Annotated in this window: 16 protein-coding genes; 8 read left to right on the top strand and 8 right to left on the bottom strand. The window is 57.4% G+C overall.

The features are described from left to right. The first annotated feature begins 137 nt into the window (after nucleotides 1-137). From xylB to ACR0DY_RS06855, 3 genes are read left to right on the top strand one after another with little or no spacing between them, the layout of a single operon-like run. Nucleotides 138-1,595, top strand: a complete 1,458-nt coding sequence (gene xylB / locus ACR0DY_RS06865; protein ID WP_480545699.1) for a xylulokinase — start codon at nucleotides 138-140, stop codon at nucleotides 1,593-1,595. Next, nucleotides 1,592-2,542, top strand: a complete 951-nt coding sequence (locus ACR0DY_RS06860) for an aldose epimerase family protein (protein ID WP_480897994.1) — start codon at nucleotides 1,592-1,594, stop codon at nucleotides 2,540-2,542. Before xylB ends, ACR0DY_RS06860 begins: the two co-directional genes overlap by 4 nt. Then, complete coding sequence (locus ACR0DY_RS06855) at nucleotides 2,539-3,837, top strand: cytochrome-c peroxidase (RefSeq protein ID WP_480897992.1); 1,299 nt, start codon at nucleotides 2,539-2,541, stop codon at nucleotides 3,835-3,837. The genes ACR0DY_RS06860 and ACR0DY_RS06855 overlap by 4 nt, the downstream gene beginning before the upstream one ends. Here the strand turns inward: ACR0DY_RS06855 and ACR0DY_RS06850 are convergent, their stop codons facing one another. Further along, nucleotides 3,838-5,349 carry a CRTAC1 family protein gene (locus ACR0DY_RS06850; protein ID WP_480897991.1) on the bottom strand — a complete coding sequence of 504 codons (1,512 nt, stop codon included), beginning with the start codon at nucleotides 5,347-5,349 and terminating at the stop codon, nucleotides 3,838-3,840. Further along, complete coding sequence (locus ACR0DY_RS06845) at nucleotides 5,339-6,556, bottom strand: ROK family transcriptional regulator (RefSeq protein WP_480537525.1); 1,218 nt, start codon at nucleotides 6,554-6,556, stop codon at nucleotides 5,339-5,341. The genes ACR0DY_RS06850 and ACR0DY_RS06845 overlap by 11 nt, the downstream gene beginning before the upstream one ends. A gap of 152 nt (nucleotides 6,557-6,708) precedes the next feature. Between ACR0DY_RS06845 and xylF the strand changes: the two genes are divergently transcribed. From xylF to ACR0DY_RS06820, 5 genes are all read left to right on the top strand, one after another. Then, the gene (gene xylF / locus ACR0DY_RS06840; RefSeq protein ID WP_267364640.1) at nucleotides 6,709-7,728 is read left to right on the top strand and encodes a D-xylose ABC transporter substrate-binding protein; all 1,020 of its coding nucleotides are present in this window, start codon (nucleotides 6,709-6,711) and stop codon (nucleotides 7,726-7,728) included. Nucleotides 7,729-7,804: 76 nt separating this feature from the next. After that, nucleotides 7,805-9,103 carry a sugar ABC transporter permease gene (locus ACR0DY_RS06835; RefSeq protein ID WP_267364641.1) on the top strand — a complete coding sequence of 433 codons (1,299 nt, stop codon included), beginning with the start codon at nucleotides 7,805-7,807 and terminating at the stop codon, nucleotides 9,101-9,103. Next, entirely contained in the window at nucleotides 9,103-9,900 is a 798-nt protein-coding gene (locus tag ACR0DY_RS06830; protein ID WP_480481611.1) for an ATP-binding cassette domain-containing protein, read from the top strand. Before ACR0DY_RS06835 ends, ACR0DY_RS06830 begins: the two co-directional genes overlap by 1 nt. 10 nt (nucleotides 9,901-9,910) lie before the next feature. Further along, the gene (xylA, locus tag ACR0DY_RS06825; protein WP_480481609.1) at nucleotides 9,911-11,218 is read left to right on the top strand and encodes a xylose isomerase; all 1,308 of its coding nucleotides are present in this window, start codon (nucleotides 9,911-9,913) and stop codon (nucleotides 11,216-11,218) included. A 215-nt stretch (nucleotides 11,219-11,433) separates the two neighbouring features. Further along, complete coding sequence (locus ACR0DY_RS06820; protein WP_480897989.1) at nucleotides 11,434-12,771, top strand: MATE family efflux transporter; 1,338 nt, start codon at nucleotides 11,434-11,436, stop codon at nucleotides 12,769-12,771. A gap of 9 nt (nucleotides 12,772-12,780) precedes the next feature. Here ACR0DY_RS06820 and ACR0DY_RS06815 read toward each other — a convergent pair whose 3' ends face one another. The 6 genes from ACR0DY_RS06815 to ACR0DY_RS06790 form a co-directional block, all read right to left on the bottom strand. Next, nucleotides 12,781-13,878 (bottom strand): M56 family metallopeptidase, encoded by a 1,098-nt coding sequence (locus ACR0DY_RS06815; RefSeq protein WP_480481607.1) that lies wholly within the window; start codon nucleotides 13,876-13,878, stop codon nucleotides 12,781-12,783. Beyond that, nucleotides 13,865-14,260, bottom strand: a complete 396-nt coding sequence (locus ACR0DY_RS06810; protein ID WP_209504337.1) for a BlaI/MecI/CopY family transcriptional regulator — start codon at nucleotides 14,258-14,260, stop codon at nucleotides 13,865-13,867. Before ACR0DY_RS06810 ends, ACR0DY_RS06815 begins: the two co-directional genes overlap by 14 nt. 65 nt (nucleotides 14,261-14,325) lie before the next feature. Continuing rightward, nucleotides 14,326-14,730 (bottom strand): DUF2160 domain-containing protein, encoded by a 405-nt coding sequence (locus tag ACR0DY_RS06805; protein WP_480505706.1) that lies wholly within the window; start codon nucleotides 14,728-14,730, stop codon nucleotides 14,326-14,328. A gap of 8 nt (nucleotides 14,731-14,738) precedes the next feature. Next, complete coding sequence (locus tag ACR0DY_RS06800) at nucleotides 14,739-15,536, bottom strand: carbohydrate ABC transporter permease (RefSeq protein ID WP_155139158.1); 798 nt, start codon at nucleotides 15,534-15,536, stop codon at nucleotides 14,739-14,741. Next, on the bottom strand, nucleotides 15,533-16,396 hold the full coding sequence (locus tag ACR0DY_RS06795; RefSeq protein ID WP_209595792.1) for a carbohydrate ABC transporter permease: 864 nt from the start codon (nucleotides 16,394-16,396) through the stop codon (nucleotides 15,533-15,535). The genes ACR0DY_RS06800 and ACR0DY_RS06795 overlap by 4 nt, the downstream gene beginning before the upstream one ends. Then, nucleotides 16,393-16,584 (bottom strand): hypothetical protein, encoded by a 192-nt coding sequence (locus ACR0DY_RS06790; RefSeq protein ID WP_480897987.1) that lies wholly within the window; start codon nucleotides 16,582-16,584, stop codon nucleotides 16,393-16,395. Before ACR0DY_RS06790 ends, ACR0DY_RS06795 begins: the two co-directional genes overlap by 4 nt. Between the last annotated feature and the right edge of the window lie 98 nt (nucleotides 16,585-16,682).

Genomic DNA, 16,682 nt, shown 5'->3' with positions numbered 1-16,682 from the left:
GGACGACATCATTTTTTTATTCCTTGTCTTGTTTCACCTTGTGATGTTAGCGCAAACTGTGCCAGTGAAACCTGATGCCTTTGCAAAACTAGGTTTCTGTTGCCTACAGTATTGCGGCCTACAAATGGGAGGAGCAGGTGTATCTCGGTCTTGATTTGGGGACGTCAGGTCTTCGAGGAATTGTGGTCAGTGAAGGCGGTGACGTCGTTGCCGAGGCCGAAGCGAGCGTGAACACATCGACACCGCATCCGGGCTGGTCAGAGCAGGAACCTGCGGATTGGGTTGAAGCGTGTCAAAAGGTCGTTGCCCAGTTGCAGGGGCAAAACAGCGCTGCGTTTTCGGCAGTGCGGGGCATAGGTCTGAGCGGGCATATGCATGGCGCAACGCTTCTGGACCGAAATGGTAGCGTATTGAGGCCCTGTGTCCTTTGGAACGACACAAGGTCTGCCCGTGAAGCTGCCGAACTGGATGCGCTTTCCGCGATGCGATCGATCACCGGAAACATCGTTTTTCCCGGCTTCACTGCGCCTAAACTGGAATGGGTGCGCAGGCATGAACCTGACGTTTTTGAAAAGACGGCCAAAGTCTTGCTCCCCAAAGATTATTTGCGCTTCTGGCTGACCGGAGATTACATCAGCGACATGTCCGATAGCGCGGGTACCGCGTGGTTGGACGTCGGATGCCGCGAATGGTCGGAAACAGCGCTTGAACTCAGCCACATGCGTCGGGATCAGATGCCCGTACTGGTCGAAGGCAGCGCCGCCGGGGGCGAGCTGAGGGCGGAGATTTTGCAGCACTGGGGCCTGACCGGACCCGTTGTTGTTGCCGGCGGGGCAGGCGACAACGCGGCGGCGGCCTGTGGTATTGGAAGCATCGCCGAAGGCAGCGGTTTTCTATCACTGGGAACGTCGGGTGTGCTGCTGGTTGCCAAGGACAGTTACGCGCCCGCACCAGAAACGGCGGTTCATTGCTTCTGCCACGCGGTGCCGGAGCGCTGGATTCAAATGGGCGTCATCCTGTCGGCGACCAACAGCCTGAACTGGCTGTCCCGGAATCTCGGCCAATCCGTTGGTGCACTCGCATCGGCTTTGCCGGATACCGTCACCGGGCCGTCGAAGACCAAGTTCCTGCCATACCTGTCGGGGGAACGTACCCCTCATAATGACAGCGCCATCCGGGGGGCGTTTCTTGGGTTGGATATTGCGTCGGATCCAGCGGATCTTGCACAGTCCGTGATGGAAGGTGTCTCATTCGCGCTGCGCGATTGCCTTGAGGCTCTCAGGAGCACGGGAACAAAACCTGAAAGCCTGATGGTCGTGGGCGGGGGCGCACGATCCCGGTTCTGGGTCGAGACGCTGGCAACTGTTCTGAGCGTCCCGCTTGCCTTGCCTAAAGGCAGTGAATTCGGAGCCGCCATAGGCGCGGCACGCCTTGCTGCCTGTGCAGTAAACGGCGCAGACCCGGTGGAGCTCATGACATCGCCAGAAATCTCTGAAATTGTTCAGCCGCGCGCGGGGTTATTCGACGCCTATGAGGCTGAATATCAAAGATACCGCCAGTTTTATGCGGCACTATCCCCCTTGTCTGCGCCATGATGAAGGGCGTCACTTCCCTACCCATCGAACAGGTTGTTCTGGAAGATGGTGCGATGTCGGTTTCCCTGCTGAGCTATGGGGCGATCACACAAGGGTGGTGGATCGGTGAAACGCCCTTGATCCTGGGCTATCAAAACCCGCAGGAATATCTGACGGACCCATATTATCTGGGTGCAATCGTGGGTCGCGTCGCCAATCGGATCGGTGGCGCAAAGTTTAATATGCAGGATGCCGCTTATCGCTTGACGGCGAATGAGGGGGAAAACACGCTGCATGGCGGTGTGGTCGGGCTGTCACGCAGCCACTGGATTATCAGGAAGACCAAGTCGAACCGTGCGGTTCTGTCCTTGACGTCACCTGACGGCGCTGACGGTTTTCCCGGAGAAATCAGGTTCGTGATTCATGTCGAGCTGGCTTTTCCACGGCTGACTTACACGATCACCGCATGGCCGGACCGGCCTACGCCGATCAGCATTGCGCAGCACAATTACTATACTCTTGGGCGCCAAAGCGGTATTCTTGACAGCCGATTGACACTGAATTCCAAGCGGGTACTGGAGTTGGACGACAGCTCCATTCCGACAGGCGTCGTGAATGAGATCGAAAACCAAGGGCTGGATTTCTCATCCGTGCGCGTTATCGGTGATGAGGGGCGTGGCCTTGACCACTACTTCGTGTTTGAAGAGGCGGGCAAATTAAATCGACCGGTTGCAACGGTTGAAACACCGTCAGGTTTGCGCATGAATGTTTACTCTGATCAGCCCGGCGCGCAGGTCTATTCCGCGTCGTACCTGTCTGATCCTTTCACACCATGCGCAGGGCTTTGCATTGAGCCTTCCGGTTACACGGACGCTGTGAACCACCCCTTGTTTCCGTCCGTCATCTATTCTCCGGACCGTCCGTATAAACAAGTTCTGACGTTGGAAATCCCAGAGGATCAGGTATGAAAGTTGCGATATCGGTATACGCTCTAGCCCTTTGCGTGACACTACAGGCGGCGCAGGCGCAAGACCTCGGGCCGCTTCCTCAATTTGTAGAACCGGATCTTGCCAAGGTCGAACTGGGGCAGTTGCTGTTTTACGACCCGATCCTGTCGGGGAACAAAAACATCAGCTGCGCCACTTGCCATCATCCTAAACTGGGAACGTCAGATGCGCTGTCTCTGGGTATCGGCGAGGGCGGTGTGGGGCTGGGGGCCGCGCGCAGGCTTGATCAGGAAAACAGGCCCGAGCAGCGCATTCCCCGAAATGCACCAGGGCTGTGGAACCTTGGGGCGCTGGAATTCACCACCTTCTTTCATGACGGGCGTCTTGAGGCAGACCCGTCCCAGCCTGACGGGTTCCGAACGCCCTTGGGCACAGATATGAGGCCGGGCTTCCAATCTGCACTGGCCGCGCAAGCAATGTTCCCGGTCTTGTCGGCTGACGAAATGGCCGGCCACTATTCGGAAAACGAAGTGAGCAAAGCCGTACGTCTTGGTTTGCTGACCCAAAAGGACGGCGCATGGGACCTTATCGCGGCGCGTGTTGCCGCAATCCCGGAATACAGGGCGCGCTTTGACCAGCTCGCGCCCGGAGAAGAGATTACTTTTACCGCAATCGCCAATATCATTGCCGATTTCATCGCCTTTGAATGGCGCGCTGACAACAGCCTGTTTGATCGCGCGATGCAGGGGAAAGAAGCGCTGCCCGAGCAGGCACAGATGGGGCTCGACCTTTTTTACGGCAAAGCCGGGTGCAGCACCTGCCATTCCGGCTGGTTCCAGACGGATCATGGATTTCATTCTATCGCCATGCCGCAAATCGGGCCGGGAAAAGCCGCCCGGTTCGAGAACCATGTTCGCGATGACGGGCGATTGCGTGTGACGGGCAATGCGGATGACGCCTTCACATTTCGCACGCCATCCTTGCGCAATGTGACCCTTACGGCACCCTATGGTCACAACGGAGCCTACGCGCGGCTTGAAGATGTTGTCCGTCATCATCTGGATCCGGTCGCAGCTTTGCGCAGCTATTCGGTCGAAAAAGCAGCGTTGCCAGAGTTTCCGGGCGCGGAAGATCAAAAAGCCTTGCTCGACCCCACGCTGACCGAGGCGATTGCCGTGTCGAATGATCTGGCCCCAATCAGCCTGAGTGATGATGAAGTAAACGCCATTTTGAGCTTTCTCAGCACATTGGAAGACCCGGCGGTCCGGCTGGGTGTGCCAGCGCATGTTCCCAGCGGTTTGCCTGTTGATCAATGATCAGCGGTCGATGCGAAGCACTTGGTTGCTTCTGAAGGTCTGCCAATCACCAACCGTGCCGTTTGGCCAGGTAACCCGCAGCTCCAGTTCGTCCGCTTGGTCCAAGCCAAAGTGGTGAAGCCCGGAGATTCCGCTTGCATGACCGCCGCCAATGGTCACTTCCCGCGTTTGAATTCCGTCGGTGGTTTTGACCTCGATGAAGCTGCCGACAGCTGTGCGGTTGGGTCGATCCTGGCCAAGATCAACCTGAATCCAGTTTCCAAGCTGTTGTTCGTTCTGAAATACCTCAAGCGCTGACCCGCGATTGACCACGACCAGATCAAGCGATCCATCCCCGTTCAGGTCCGCCAGGGCGCCACCGCGGGACTTTCCCATTGAGGCGACACCCGCCGCTGAGGCAGCTTCGAAAAACTGACCATTTGCGGATTGCAGCAACAGGTTGTTGGGGTCGGTTTGCGCCGCATCAGGCATCTGTTCGACATTGCCCTTGGCGACAAATATGTCGTCGCGCCCGTCGTTATTGACGTCGCCGAACTGCGCATGCCAGCCGGTTGAGGGGCGACCATCGCCACCGACATGCGGCCTGTGCGCCGTTGTCCCCCGGTCATAAGTCGCGTCGCGCCATGTCGGCCCCTCTGCAGTGGGATCAAAGATCTGAAACTTCTGATCCCCCATCGAGGTCAGGTAAACATCCGGGAAGCCGTCCCCCGAAATATCCCTTGATGCAATCCCCATGCCCCAGATCGAATAGGGCAGCCACCCATCTTCCGGCGCGTAAAGGCGTGGCGTGTTTTCCATAGCCCAAAGCTGCTCTTGCCCGCCGCGTACATAGTAATGGCGGTCGTTACTGACACGCAGGTCCGCGCGCCCGCTGCGCGCCCAGTCGGAAAACAGTATGGACAAGGAACAATGTCCCGGTACCAGGTGGAGAGGTGGGCCATAGGCCGTCCCTTCGGGGCGATACAAAAGCGTCGGCCCGCAGGCTTCAAACGGGCCATCGGGATTGGTTCGGTCGACATATGTTCCAAAAGCCAGTGTCGGCAGGGATTGACCGCTTTCCCAAGTGGCGGAAAAACCGGTGGTCCAGTGTTCCTGAGACTGGAAATTCAACGAGGTGAACGGTTCGAATGCGCAATTCGCCTTGCCACGCAACAAAACGTCTTCGCCAACGCGTAAAACCGCCAAGTCCACAAATCCGTCCCCGTCGATATCCACTGGGTAGGCGCCGGTCACGCCGGTCAGGGATAGCGCGCTTGGCGTTTCTGGCCGAAAACTGACATTGGGTCCTGATGTGTTGACAAACAATTGCGCCGGGTTGGTTCCCCCTGCGGCAAACAGTTCGGGCCGATCATCGCCATTGCAGTCGAAAACGGCGATGCCTCCGCCCACGAAGTGCTCCCATCCGCCGTCGTAAACATGGCTGGGGACGTCGATGCTGTGAAACTGCGGAAGGTTGATGTCGGCCGTGGCGGCAGACGCTGTCGCTAGCAGGATCGTCAGTTCAACTCGCATTTTCCGCCAGTTCCCTGACTTTCAGGATCGAGACTTGTTCGATCCCATAGGCTGCTGCCCCTTTTGCCCACATTGAATCCCCCCAATGGTTTACGTTGATTTCAGGCAGTGGCGCGTCAACGCTGACGACACCGTTTTTGATACGGGTCATCACTGCCTCAGAATGCAGGTATTCAAAGCTGCCTCGGGTGCCGGACAGGATGATACATTCCGGATCGAACAGATTGATCAAGTTGGAAAGCCCCATTCCAAACATCTGTCCAGCGCGGGACAGAACTGAAATGGACCGGGCATCACCGGATTGGGCGGCGGCGTGAATATCAGCAAGAGTGTGCGGGTCAGTAGCCTGGCTGGCAATGGTTGCCTCGCGGATCAGGGCATATTCCCCAACATAAGCTTCAAGGCATCCGCGTTGCCCGCACTGGCACAATGCGCCATCCAGCTGAACTTTGACATGCCCGAATTCCGCGCCGCAACCGCGCTCGCCGCGATAAAGCTTGCCATCCAACACAATGCCCAGACCAATGCCGTGTTCTATCGTGACAACCAGAAAGTTCTTCAGCCCTTTGCCAAGCCCGAAAAGCTGTTCGGCCTTTGCAACCAGATTGGCGTCATTCTCGATAAACGCAGGGCAGGGGAGCACTTGGGACAGAAGCGGGCTCAGATCCACATTGCGCACTGTCAGCGAAGATGACCAATGTACAAAATTCCGCTCTGCGTCGACCAGTCCGGCAATTCCGATGCAGACGCCGGAAACCTCTGTCAGGGACCTGCTTGCAGAGGTGCAGGCCTGTTCCAGCGCCGCGTATATCTTTTTTGCAAAAGACTCCGGGGCCATCCGGGCCTCTTCCAGCGGATGAGTGTAAGAGGTGATCTCAGTGCCTTCAAAATCGACCAGGATGACTGAAATCTGGTGCCGGGCCACTTTCACACCGGCAATCAGGTGACTTCCGCCATGCAGTTTCAGCAACACACGTGGTCTGCCGCGGCGCGCGGATTTTGACGGTGTTTCGCTTTCGATTTCCTGAATCAAACCAGCTGAAAGCAGGTCTGACGTTGCCGCTGTCACTGTCGCCGGGCTGGTCTCAAGAGCGCTTGCAATGTCGATCCGCGATATCGATCCGGTCGATCGGATTTGTTCCAGCACGCGCAAACGGGTGATGTTTCGTTGATCCGTAGCGTTTGAAGAAACCTTGCTTTTCAGCATCCTGCCCTCGCGAATCTGATGATTTCCCAAGCGTAAGCGGTTTTTCTTCTTTCGGGTAGCATAAATATTTTACTGACTGAAATAAATATGCTACTCAGAATTGTGAGAGCCACGAATCATGAAGCGATGGCTCGATAAACCGGGAGGAAATCATGAAACGAATTCTCAGCGCTTCTGCTGTGGCCGTCCTGATGGGGACGGTTGCGTTTGCAGAAACCACGGTCGGTGTCAGCTGGTCGAACTTCCAGGAAGAGCGCTGGAAAACCGACGAAGCGGCAATCAAAGCCGCGCTTGAGGCGGGCGGTGCCGAATATATTTCGGCAGATGCGCAATCGTCGTCGGCCAAGCAGTTGTCGGATATTGAAAGTCTGATCGCCCAGGGCGTTGATGCGCTGATCATTCTGGCGCAGGATTCCCAGGCCATCGGTCCAGCTGTTCAGGCAGCGGCCGACGAAGGTATCCCAGTCATCGCGTATGACCGTCTGATCGAAGATGATCGGGCCTTCTACCTGACCTTTGACAATGTCGAAGTCGGTCGTATGCAGGCGCGCGCGGTGTTCGACGCCATGCCCAAGGGCAACTATGTGATGATCAAGGGCTCGCCCACCGACCCGAACGCGGATTTCCTGCGCGGTGGTCAGCAGGAGATCATTCAGGGCGCTGTTGACAGTGGTGACATTGTGATCGTGGGCGAAGCCTATACCGACGGCTGGCTGCCTGCGAACGCGCAGCGCAACATGGAACAGATCCTGACCGCCAACGAAAACAAAGTTGATGCTGTGGTCGCGTCAAATGACGGAACCGCAGGCGGTGTAGTTGCTGCACTGACCGCACAAGGTATGGACGGCATTCCGGTGTCGGGTCAGGATGGCGACCATGCGGCGCTGAACCGGGTGGCCAAAGGCACGCAAACCGTTTCGGTCTGGAAAGACGCACGTGAGCTGGGCAAGGCCGCAGGTGAAATCGCGGTCGCGCTGAGCGGTGGAACGGCTGCGGCGGACGTCGAAGGCGCGGTCAGTTGGACTTCGCCCGGTGGGACTGAGATGACGTCTGTCTTCCTGGCGCCTGTGCCGATCACAAAAGACAACCTTTCCGTTGTGGTCGATGCTGGCTGGATTCCGCTGGAAGACCTGTGCCAGGGCGTCGAAAACGGCCCTGCACCCTGCAACTAAGTCAAGTCTCCAAACCATAACGTCTCTGGCCCGCAAGGCCGGGCCAGAGACCATAGCTGAACATGAAAGATCGGATATGACCGAAACTTCGTCTCAGCCGGTACCCCAAAAAGCAAAGGCCAACCTGTTCCAGCAACTGGAACTGGACATGCGGCTATTGGGCATGATCGGCGCCTTTATCATCCTTTGCATCGGCTTCAACATCGTAACGGATGGCCGTTTTCTGACGCCCAGAAACCTGTTCAACCTGTCGATCCAGACCGTCTCGGTCGCGATAATGGCCTGCGGCATGGTGTTCATTATCGTGATGCGCCACATTGATCTTTCGGTCGGCGCGCTGCTGGCGACCACATCCGCCGTCATGGCGATGACACAAACCGAGCTTTTGCCGAACGTGCTGGGGTTAGGTTTAAATCACCCGGCGACTTGGGCAATCACCCTTGTTGTCGGTCTCGCAGTCGGAACCTTGATCGGCGCATTCCACGGTTGGATGGTAGGCTATCTGACGATACCGGCCTTTATCGTGACGCTTGGCGGTTTTCTGGTCTGGCGCAACGTCGCCTGGTACATGACAGACGGCCAGACAATCGGCCCGCTGGACAGCACGTTCCTGATATTTGGCGGAACCAACGGGACGTTGGGAACAACGGTCAGCCTTCTGTTCGGCCTTGCCGCCACCGCTATTGCGGTCTGGGCGTTGTGGAGCGGACGCCGCTCCAAGGCTGCCCATGGGTTCCCTGTGAAACCGGTTTGGGCCGAAACAACTTTGGCGGGGATCATTGGCATCGCCATTATGGGCTATGTCTTGATCGTCAACAGTTACTCGATCCCCACACGCAGGCTGGAACGTATGTTCGAAGCGCGGGGCGAGACCATGCCTGAAGGGCTTGTTGTGGGTTACGGTATCCCGATCTCGGTTCTGATCCTGATCCTTGTTGCAGTAACCTTGACTGTTGTGGCCCGCAAAACCCGATTTGGCCGCTATATCTTTGCCACGGGGGGCAACCCGGATGCGGCGGAACTGTCGGGCATCAATACCCGCATGATGACCGTCAAGATCTTTGCGCTGATGGGGTTCCTGTGTGCGCTGTCGGCGGTCGTGGCCTCGGCCCGTCTGGCCAACCACTCGAACGATATCGGCACATTGGATGAGCTTCGCGTGATTGCTGCGGCCGTGATCGGCGGCACCGCCTTGTCCGGCGGTATTGGTACGATCTACGGCGCGATCCTAGGCGCGCTGATCATGCAGGCGCTGCAATCGGGCATGGCCATGGTTGGCGTGGACGCACCCTTTCAGAACATCGTCGTGGGCACCGTTCTGGTTTTGGCCGTCTATATCGACATCGTCTATCGCAAACGTCTGGGAGCGAAATGATGCAAGCACAAGAAACACAGAACCAAACTTCGGGCCGTGGGTCCGGCCAGCCTCCGCTTGTCGAAATGCGCGATATCTCGATTTCGTTCGGCGGCATCAAGGCGGTGGACCGTGTCTCGGTCGACTTGTACCCGGGCGAGGTTGTGGGCCTTCTGGGCCACAACGGGGCCGGTAAATCTACGCTGATCAAGGTGCTTTCGGGTGCCTATCAGAAGGACCACGGAGAGATCCTGATCGACGGCAAGAGGGTTGAGATCAACAACCCCCGCGATGCGCGTGCAAACAATATCGAGACGATCTATCAGACGCTGGCCTTGGCGGACAATCTGGATGCAAGTTCGAACCTTTTCCTGGGGCGGGAGATGGTCACGCCCTTCGGGTTGGTCAACGATGCCGCGATGGAGGCCGAATGCCGCAAGATCATGGCACAGCTGAACCCGAACTTTCAGAAGTTCAATGACCCGGTGTCGGCGCTATCCGGTGGTCAGCGGCAGTCGGTGGCCATCGCGCGGGCGGTATACTTCAACGCGCGTATCCTGATCATGGACGAGCCCACAGCCGCGCTTGGCCCGCACGAGACTCAGATGGTGGCGGACCTGATCCAACAGCTCAAGGCGCAGGGGATCGGGATATTCCTGATCGACCATGATGTGCATGCAGTGATGGAGTTGTGCGACCGGGCTTCGGTCATGAAAAACGGGCAACTGGTTGGCACTGTCGACATCGCCGATGTCACGGATGACGATCTGTTGTCGATGATCATTTTGGGCAAGAAGCCCGGCGAAAAGACGGAATGAGGTAAACGAGATGACGAGCGGTTTCTTTCAGGGGATCGAGCAGGTCCAGTTCGAGGGCGAGAACAGTAAGAACCCGCTCGCATTCCGTCACTACAACCCGGACGAGATCGTGATGGGTAAGCGTATGGAGGATCACCTGCGTTTTGCCGTGGCGTGGTGGCACTCGTTTGCCTGGGAAGGAGGGGATCCGTTTGGTGGCTCGACTTTTGAGCGCCCATGGCATCCGCAAGACGACATGGGCCGCGCCAAAGTGAAGGCCGACGTCGCCTTTGAGATGTTCGAGATCCTTGGCCAACCCTATTTCTGCTGGCATGATGCCGATATCCGCCCTGAGCAGGGGAACTTCGCCGACAATCTGCGCACGTTGAACGAGATCACCGATTATATCGGTGAAAAGATGCAAGTGTCCGGCACCAAGCTGCTGTGGGGTACAGCCAATATGTTCAGCCATCGTCGCTGGATGGGCGGTGCCAGCACCAACCCCGACCCTGATGTCTTTGCATTTGCCGCCGCAACGGTGAAATCCTGTTTGGACGCGACCCACAAGCTGGGCGGCGAGAACTATGTGCTTTGGGGCGGGCGCGAGGGCTACGAGACGCTGCTCAATACCGACATGAAGGCTGAACTGGATCATATGGGCCGGTTCCTGAACATGGTGGTCGAGTACAAGCACAAGATCGGCTTCAAAGGCACGATCCTTGTAGAACCCAAACCGCAGGAGCCGTCCAAGCATCAATATGATTTCGATGCGGCAACCTGCATCGGTTTCCTGCGCAAGTACGGCCTTGAGGATGAGGTCAAGCTGAACCTGGAACAAGGGCACGCAATCCTGGCAGGACACAGCTTTGAACATGAGATCGCTGTTGCCTCGGCCGAAGGTATGCTTGGATCCATCGACATGAACCGGAACGACTACCAGTCCGGGTGGGATACGGATCAGTTCCCCAACAACACGCCCGAGGTTGCGTTGGCCTATTATCACATCCTGAAAGCGGGCGGGTTTACCACGGGTGGTACCAATTTCGATGCCAAGCTTCGCAGGCAATCCATCGATGCCGAAGACCTGATCGCGGCGCATGTGGGCGGGATGGATATCTGCGCCCGGGGCCTGAAGGCGGCAGCTGCGATGCTTGAAGATGGTGGTCTGGAACAGGCGCTGGCCGACCGGTATGCAGGCTGGAAAACGCCTAAAGCTCAGGCGATGCTAACCTCTGGCCTCGACGAGATTGCAGCGCGGGTACTTGCCGAAGACCTCAATCCTCAGCCACGCTCGGGGCGTCAGGAAGTGCTTGAGAACTACGTGAACCGCTTTGTGTAATTCCGATCGGCTGAGCCTGAACTGAAATATTCGATGTACAAAGCCCCGGAAACGCGTGAGTTTACTTAGGCGTTGTCCGGGGCTTTCCCTTGTCGAACGCAGTGGCATCATGGGCCCGTCCGGGTCGCGCAGGTGGGACGACCAAAGACTTGGTGGAAAAATCGGCAGGTAAGGCAATCTTTCTAAGTGGCAACCTGATGCTACATGTGACGCGCATGTCGCTGACCACGAGCATTGGATTGATGGCGATATTTGCTGTCGATTTTGTCGATATGGTCTTTATCTCGATGCTGGGCAACGACGCGCTGGCCGCAGCGGTAGGTTATGCCGGGACGCTGCTGTTTTTCACCAACGCAATCAATATCGGTCTGTCGATTTCTGCCGGGGCGCTGGTCGCGCGTGAGTTGGGCGGCGGGCGGGCCGAACAGGCAAGGCAATACGCATCCAGTGTCGCCGTTCTGGGGCTGATCGTCGGGTTGGTTACCTCTGTTCTAGTGTTGCTGAACGTCAGCTTTCTGTTGTCGCTGCTTGGCGCAGAAGGCGAGGTTTTGCGGCTGGCGACGCGCTATGTGTCGATCATTCTGCCGACCATGTGGGTGATGTCGATTGCGATGGCGGCGATGGCTGTGCTGCGCGCGCACGGCGATGCGCGCCGATCAATGATGGCAACGATTTACGGCGGCGTTGTGAATGCAGTTCTTGACCCGATTTTGATCTTTGCCGTCGGGCTGGGGTTGGATGGGGCCGCGATAGCCTCGGTCCTGGCGCGGCTATGTATGTTAGGCGCAGCATTGTGGCCCGCGCTGCGGGTGCATCAGGGATTTGCACGCCCATCGCTGAAACAGGTGGCACAGGATTTTCGGCCCGTGCGGGCCATCGCAATCCCTGCCGTTCTGACGAATGTCGCCACGCCGATCGGGAATGCCATCGTAGTGCGGGAAATTGCACAGTTTGGAACGGATGCGGTTGCGGGCATGGCGGTGATTGGGCGGCTGTTGCCGGTGGCGTTTTCGGTCATCTTTGCGCTGTCCGGCGCGATAGGGCCAATCATCGGGCAGAATTTCGGGGCAGAAAAATTTGATCGCGTGCGTGCCGCGTTTTTGGCCGGGATCAAGTTCACCGCAATCTACGTTCTTTGCATGTCGGCCATTTTGTTTTTACTGCGTTCGCCAATTGCGAATTTGTTCGCAGCCCAGGGGGAAACGCGCGTACTGATTTATCTGTTCTGCGGCCCGCTGGCATTGGCTTCGTTCTTCAACGGTGTGATTTTTGTGACAAATGCCAGTTTCAACAATCTGGGCCATCCGGTCTATTCCACATGGATAAACTGGGGTCGTCACACTATTGGCACATGGGTGTTTGCCATGATTGGCTCACAAATCGCCGGGGCCTCGGGCGTTCTGCTGGGTCAGGCTTTTGGGGGCGTCATCTTTGCTGTCATAGGATGGGTTCTTGTCGCGCGCGTAGTGGCACGGCTGGAACGCGTGCAAACGCCCGAGCCTTTTGCCGATCAGGGGCGGCTTCACTCGCTGTTCGGGCGTCGCGGCTGGTAAGCGATCAGGTCAGTTCCCCTGATTGCGCGCTTCCAGCCGTTCCAGGTTGACCACTGTCGACAGCATCAGGCGGTCATGGCTCCAATCCCGTGTCTGCTGGATTGAGGCCGACCCCAGAGCCAAAAGCGCACCAAAGATCAGCGTCATTCCAAGGAACACTGCCGGTAGGGCAGGTACCGATGGCTGAACATCGGTCAGCGCGATTACACGTTGCCGCAACACGCGTTTTGCCTTGCCGCCTGTCACAAAGGCAACATTCAGAACGCGTGGGCTGTTGGTTGAGATTGTCCGGGCGCAATAGTCCAGCAGGCACGCCGTGTATTCCCGCGCATCAATCCGTTTGCGCGCAACAACCGACTGGTCGCAGGCCAACTCGCGCAGCCGGCCGAACTGATACTTGAGCATCAGATAGGCGGGGTTCCAGAACAACAGCGGACGCAGCAGCTCAAACCCCAGTTCCCATTCGACGTCACCCGTACGGATATGCTGAAACTCGTGGGCAAGTGCAAAACGCAACTCGCGCGGGGTGTCCAGCAGATGGCTGGGTAGAACGACGTGGCGGCGGCGAAGTCCTCGCACGGCAAAGGGCACAGTGATGCGATCGGAAAGTCGAATATCCACCTTGGCGGACCGCCGCCAAAGAAAACTGGAATTGACAGTCTGACGGATCGTCATTGCGTCCCGCAAGGCACGCGCAGCGTACACGGCTGCGATACAGGCAAGTATGGCGGCAACGAGGGTGATCACAGGCTGCTGTCCGGACAATGCCAGATCAACCCACCTTTCGCGGGTGTTCAGCAGTGCTTCGAACTGCGTGGCAGGCATTGCGATGTCACCGCGCAGATAGGCTGCAACGGCGATATCGCCAAGGGCCACGGCACTGCCCGGCCAAGCGTAAGTCGCCAGCGACGACACGCAAACCGCGAGAAAAGGACTGGCAAGAACACAGATGCACAAGGTCTTGAGCGCCCGCAACTGTGCGACATAGCCATTGCGCAGGGCGGTGCGGCTTAGGGCCGTGCGGGTCACCAGCCAGATCACCGCCGAAAAGGCCAGCACGATGTTGAGTTCGATGAATGCGTCGAGAACCGGTCTAACCGCTGTCATTTTGCAGTCTCCTCTCTACCAGTGCTCGAATTTCCTCCAGGTCGGCTTCGCTCAGCCCCGCGTCGTCGACCAGCCGCGCCACCAGTGTGGCGGGGGTGTCGTCGAAAAGCGTGCGCGACAGATTTTGAAGCGAACGGGCCTGATATCTGTCCTTTTCCAGAAGCGGCGTATAGATCAGGGTCTTTCCCGACTTGTGGCTTTCCACAAAACCCTTCTCGTCCAGAATGCGCAGGATCGTGGCCCCGGATGTATAGGCCAGGTTGCGTTCTGACGGCAGGCGGTCCAGGACATCACGCACCGAGCCTTGCCCGAGGGCCCAGAGCTCGTTCATGAACTCCAGTTCGACCTCGGTCAGCAGATTTGTTGTCTTTTTCTTTCGCATCGGTCTCGGTGTCGTCATCGTTATTATGCCTGACAGACAAGCATCCTTTCGCGATTTCTCAAAGTCTAAACTTTCCAGAACACAAAAACGCCCCAGCCAATGGACAGGAATAGTGGTGTCCAGACGGGTTGCCCAATCAATCCAAGCCACGCCAGGAAAATATATGCGGCCCCCAGAAGGGTGATGAACAGGCGATCCCCCAGCGTGGTCGTCAGCCCCAGAACCCCGCGTCGCTCGATCCCGTCGCGGAATTTGAAGCCTTCCAGCAAGCCAATGCATGCAATGGCCGAGAAGATACCGACAAACACGGCCAGCGTGGCAGGTGTCCATGCCATCCAGAAATCGGGCCAAAGGGGGTCCGTCCACGAGAACCCTTTTTCGGCCTCTTGTCCGACATTGCCCCATCCGGCCTTGGCCTGGGCAAAGGCTGCTGAGGGCAGGAAGGGCAGGGTGAGAAGCAGTTTTCGCATATTGAACCTCACACACGTCCCATCGCGAAGCCACGCGCGATGTAGTTGCGAACAAACCAGATGACGATGGCACCGGGGATGATGGTCAGGGTGCCCGCGGCGGCCAGCAGCCCCAATTCGTACCCGGCACTGGATGCTGTGCGGGTCATCACGGCAGCGATGGGTTTGGCCTCGACCGCGGTCAGGGTCTTGGCCAGCAGCATTTCTACCCATGAGAACATGAAGCAGAAGAACGCCGCGACACCGACACCTGCCTTGATGTTGGGCAGAAAGATCGTCACGAAGAAACGCGGGAACGAATATCCATCCACATAGGCGGTTTCATCCAGCTCCTTTGGGATGCCACGCATGAAGCCTTCCAGAATCCACACCGCCAGTGGCACGTTGAACAGCGTATGGGCCAAAGCCACGGCCAGATACGTGTCGAAAAGGTGGATCGACGAATAAAGCTGGAAGAATGGCAGGGCGAACACGGCCGCCGGAGCCATACGGTTGGTCAACAGCCAGAAGAACAGCTGCTTGTCACCGAGGAACCGATAGCGTGAGAACGCATAAGCCGCAGGCAGGGCAACGCAGACGGAAAGCACTGTGTTCAGAGTCACATAGGTAATCGAGTTGATGTAACCCCAGTACCAGGTTGGGTCTGTGAAGATGGTGATATAGTTTTCCAGCGTAAAAGTCTGGGGAAACAGGGAAAAGCCCGACAGGATCTCGTTCGTTGTCTTGAAGGACATCGCCACCAGCCAATAGATCGGCAGCATCAGGAACGCGATATAGAGGATCGGGATGATGGACCGCTTTTTCATTCTGCGTCGTCCTTTGTCATCAGAGTGTAGAAGAGCCACGACACCAGCAGAGTGATGGCGAAGTAGATCAGGCTCATCGCTGCCGCTGGGCCAAGGTCGAACTGTCCCAGCGCGATTTTCACAAGGTCAATCGACAGCAGGGTGGTCGAGTTGCCGGGACCACCCCCGGTCAGAACAAAGGGCTCGGTATAGATGTTGAAGCTGTCCATGAACCGCAGCAAAACCGCGATGGTCAGAACCGTCTTCATCTTGGGCAACTGGATGTAACGAAACACCGACCATGGGCTGGCGCCGTCGATCTTGGCGGCCTGATAATAGGCGTCCGGGATCGATACGAGGCCCGCATAGCACAGCAGCACGACCAGCGAGGTCCAGTGCCAGACGTCCATGACGATAACGGTTATCCAGGCCGACAGCGGCTGTTGCGTCATATCATAGTTGATACCCAGCACGTCATTCAGGAAATATCCCAGCAATCCGATCTTGGGCAGCGTGAAGATGTTCCACATCGAGCCAACCACATTCCAAGGGATCAGCATCGGCAAGGCCATCAGCACCAGACAGACCGGCACCCAGAACCCTTTGCGCGGCATCGACAGGGCGACGATGATGCCCAAGGGCACCTCGATCAGCAGGATCAGGAAGGTAAACAGGAATTGCCGTCCAAGTGCTGCCTGAAAACGGTCGGATCGCAGGATCTGTTCGAACCAGCCCAAACCTTCCCAGAAGAACTGGTTGTTGCCGAAGGTTTCCTGCACCGAGTAGTTGACCACCGTCATCATGGGCACCAGCGCGTTGAACGCCACCAGTGCAAGAACGGGCAGGACAAAGAACCATGCTTTTTGGTTTTCCGTTCTCATTGCGCCCGCTCCTGAGTTGCAATCCAGCCGTCGCGGTAGACGCGGGATTGTTCGGGTTTGAATTGCAAAAAGACCTGTGATCCCGGTTCCGGTACACTGTGTTCGGTCACGACCTTGAGGGCGGTGTTGCCGACCACTGCGCTGACCACATAGTGGCGGCCGATATCGGCGACCTTGGTCGCGTGCAACTTTGATCAGGCCGAGGCGTTGATGATCGCGGCGGGTCAGGCAGGTGTGCCGCTGGTCTCGGTTGGCCGTTTCACCAGCGATACGATCAGGATCGGCG

Source organism: Ruegeria sp. O6 (genome assembly GCF_056535045.1).
This window is presented reverse-complemented; position numbering and strand designations above follow the sequence as displayed.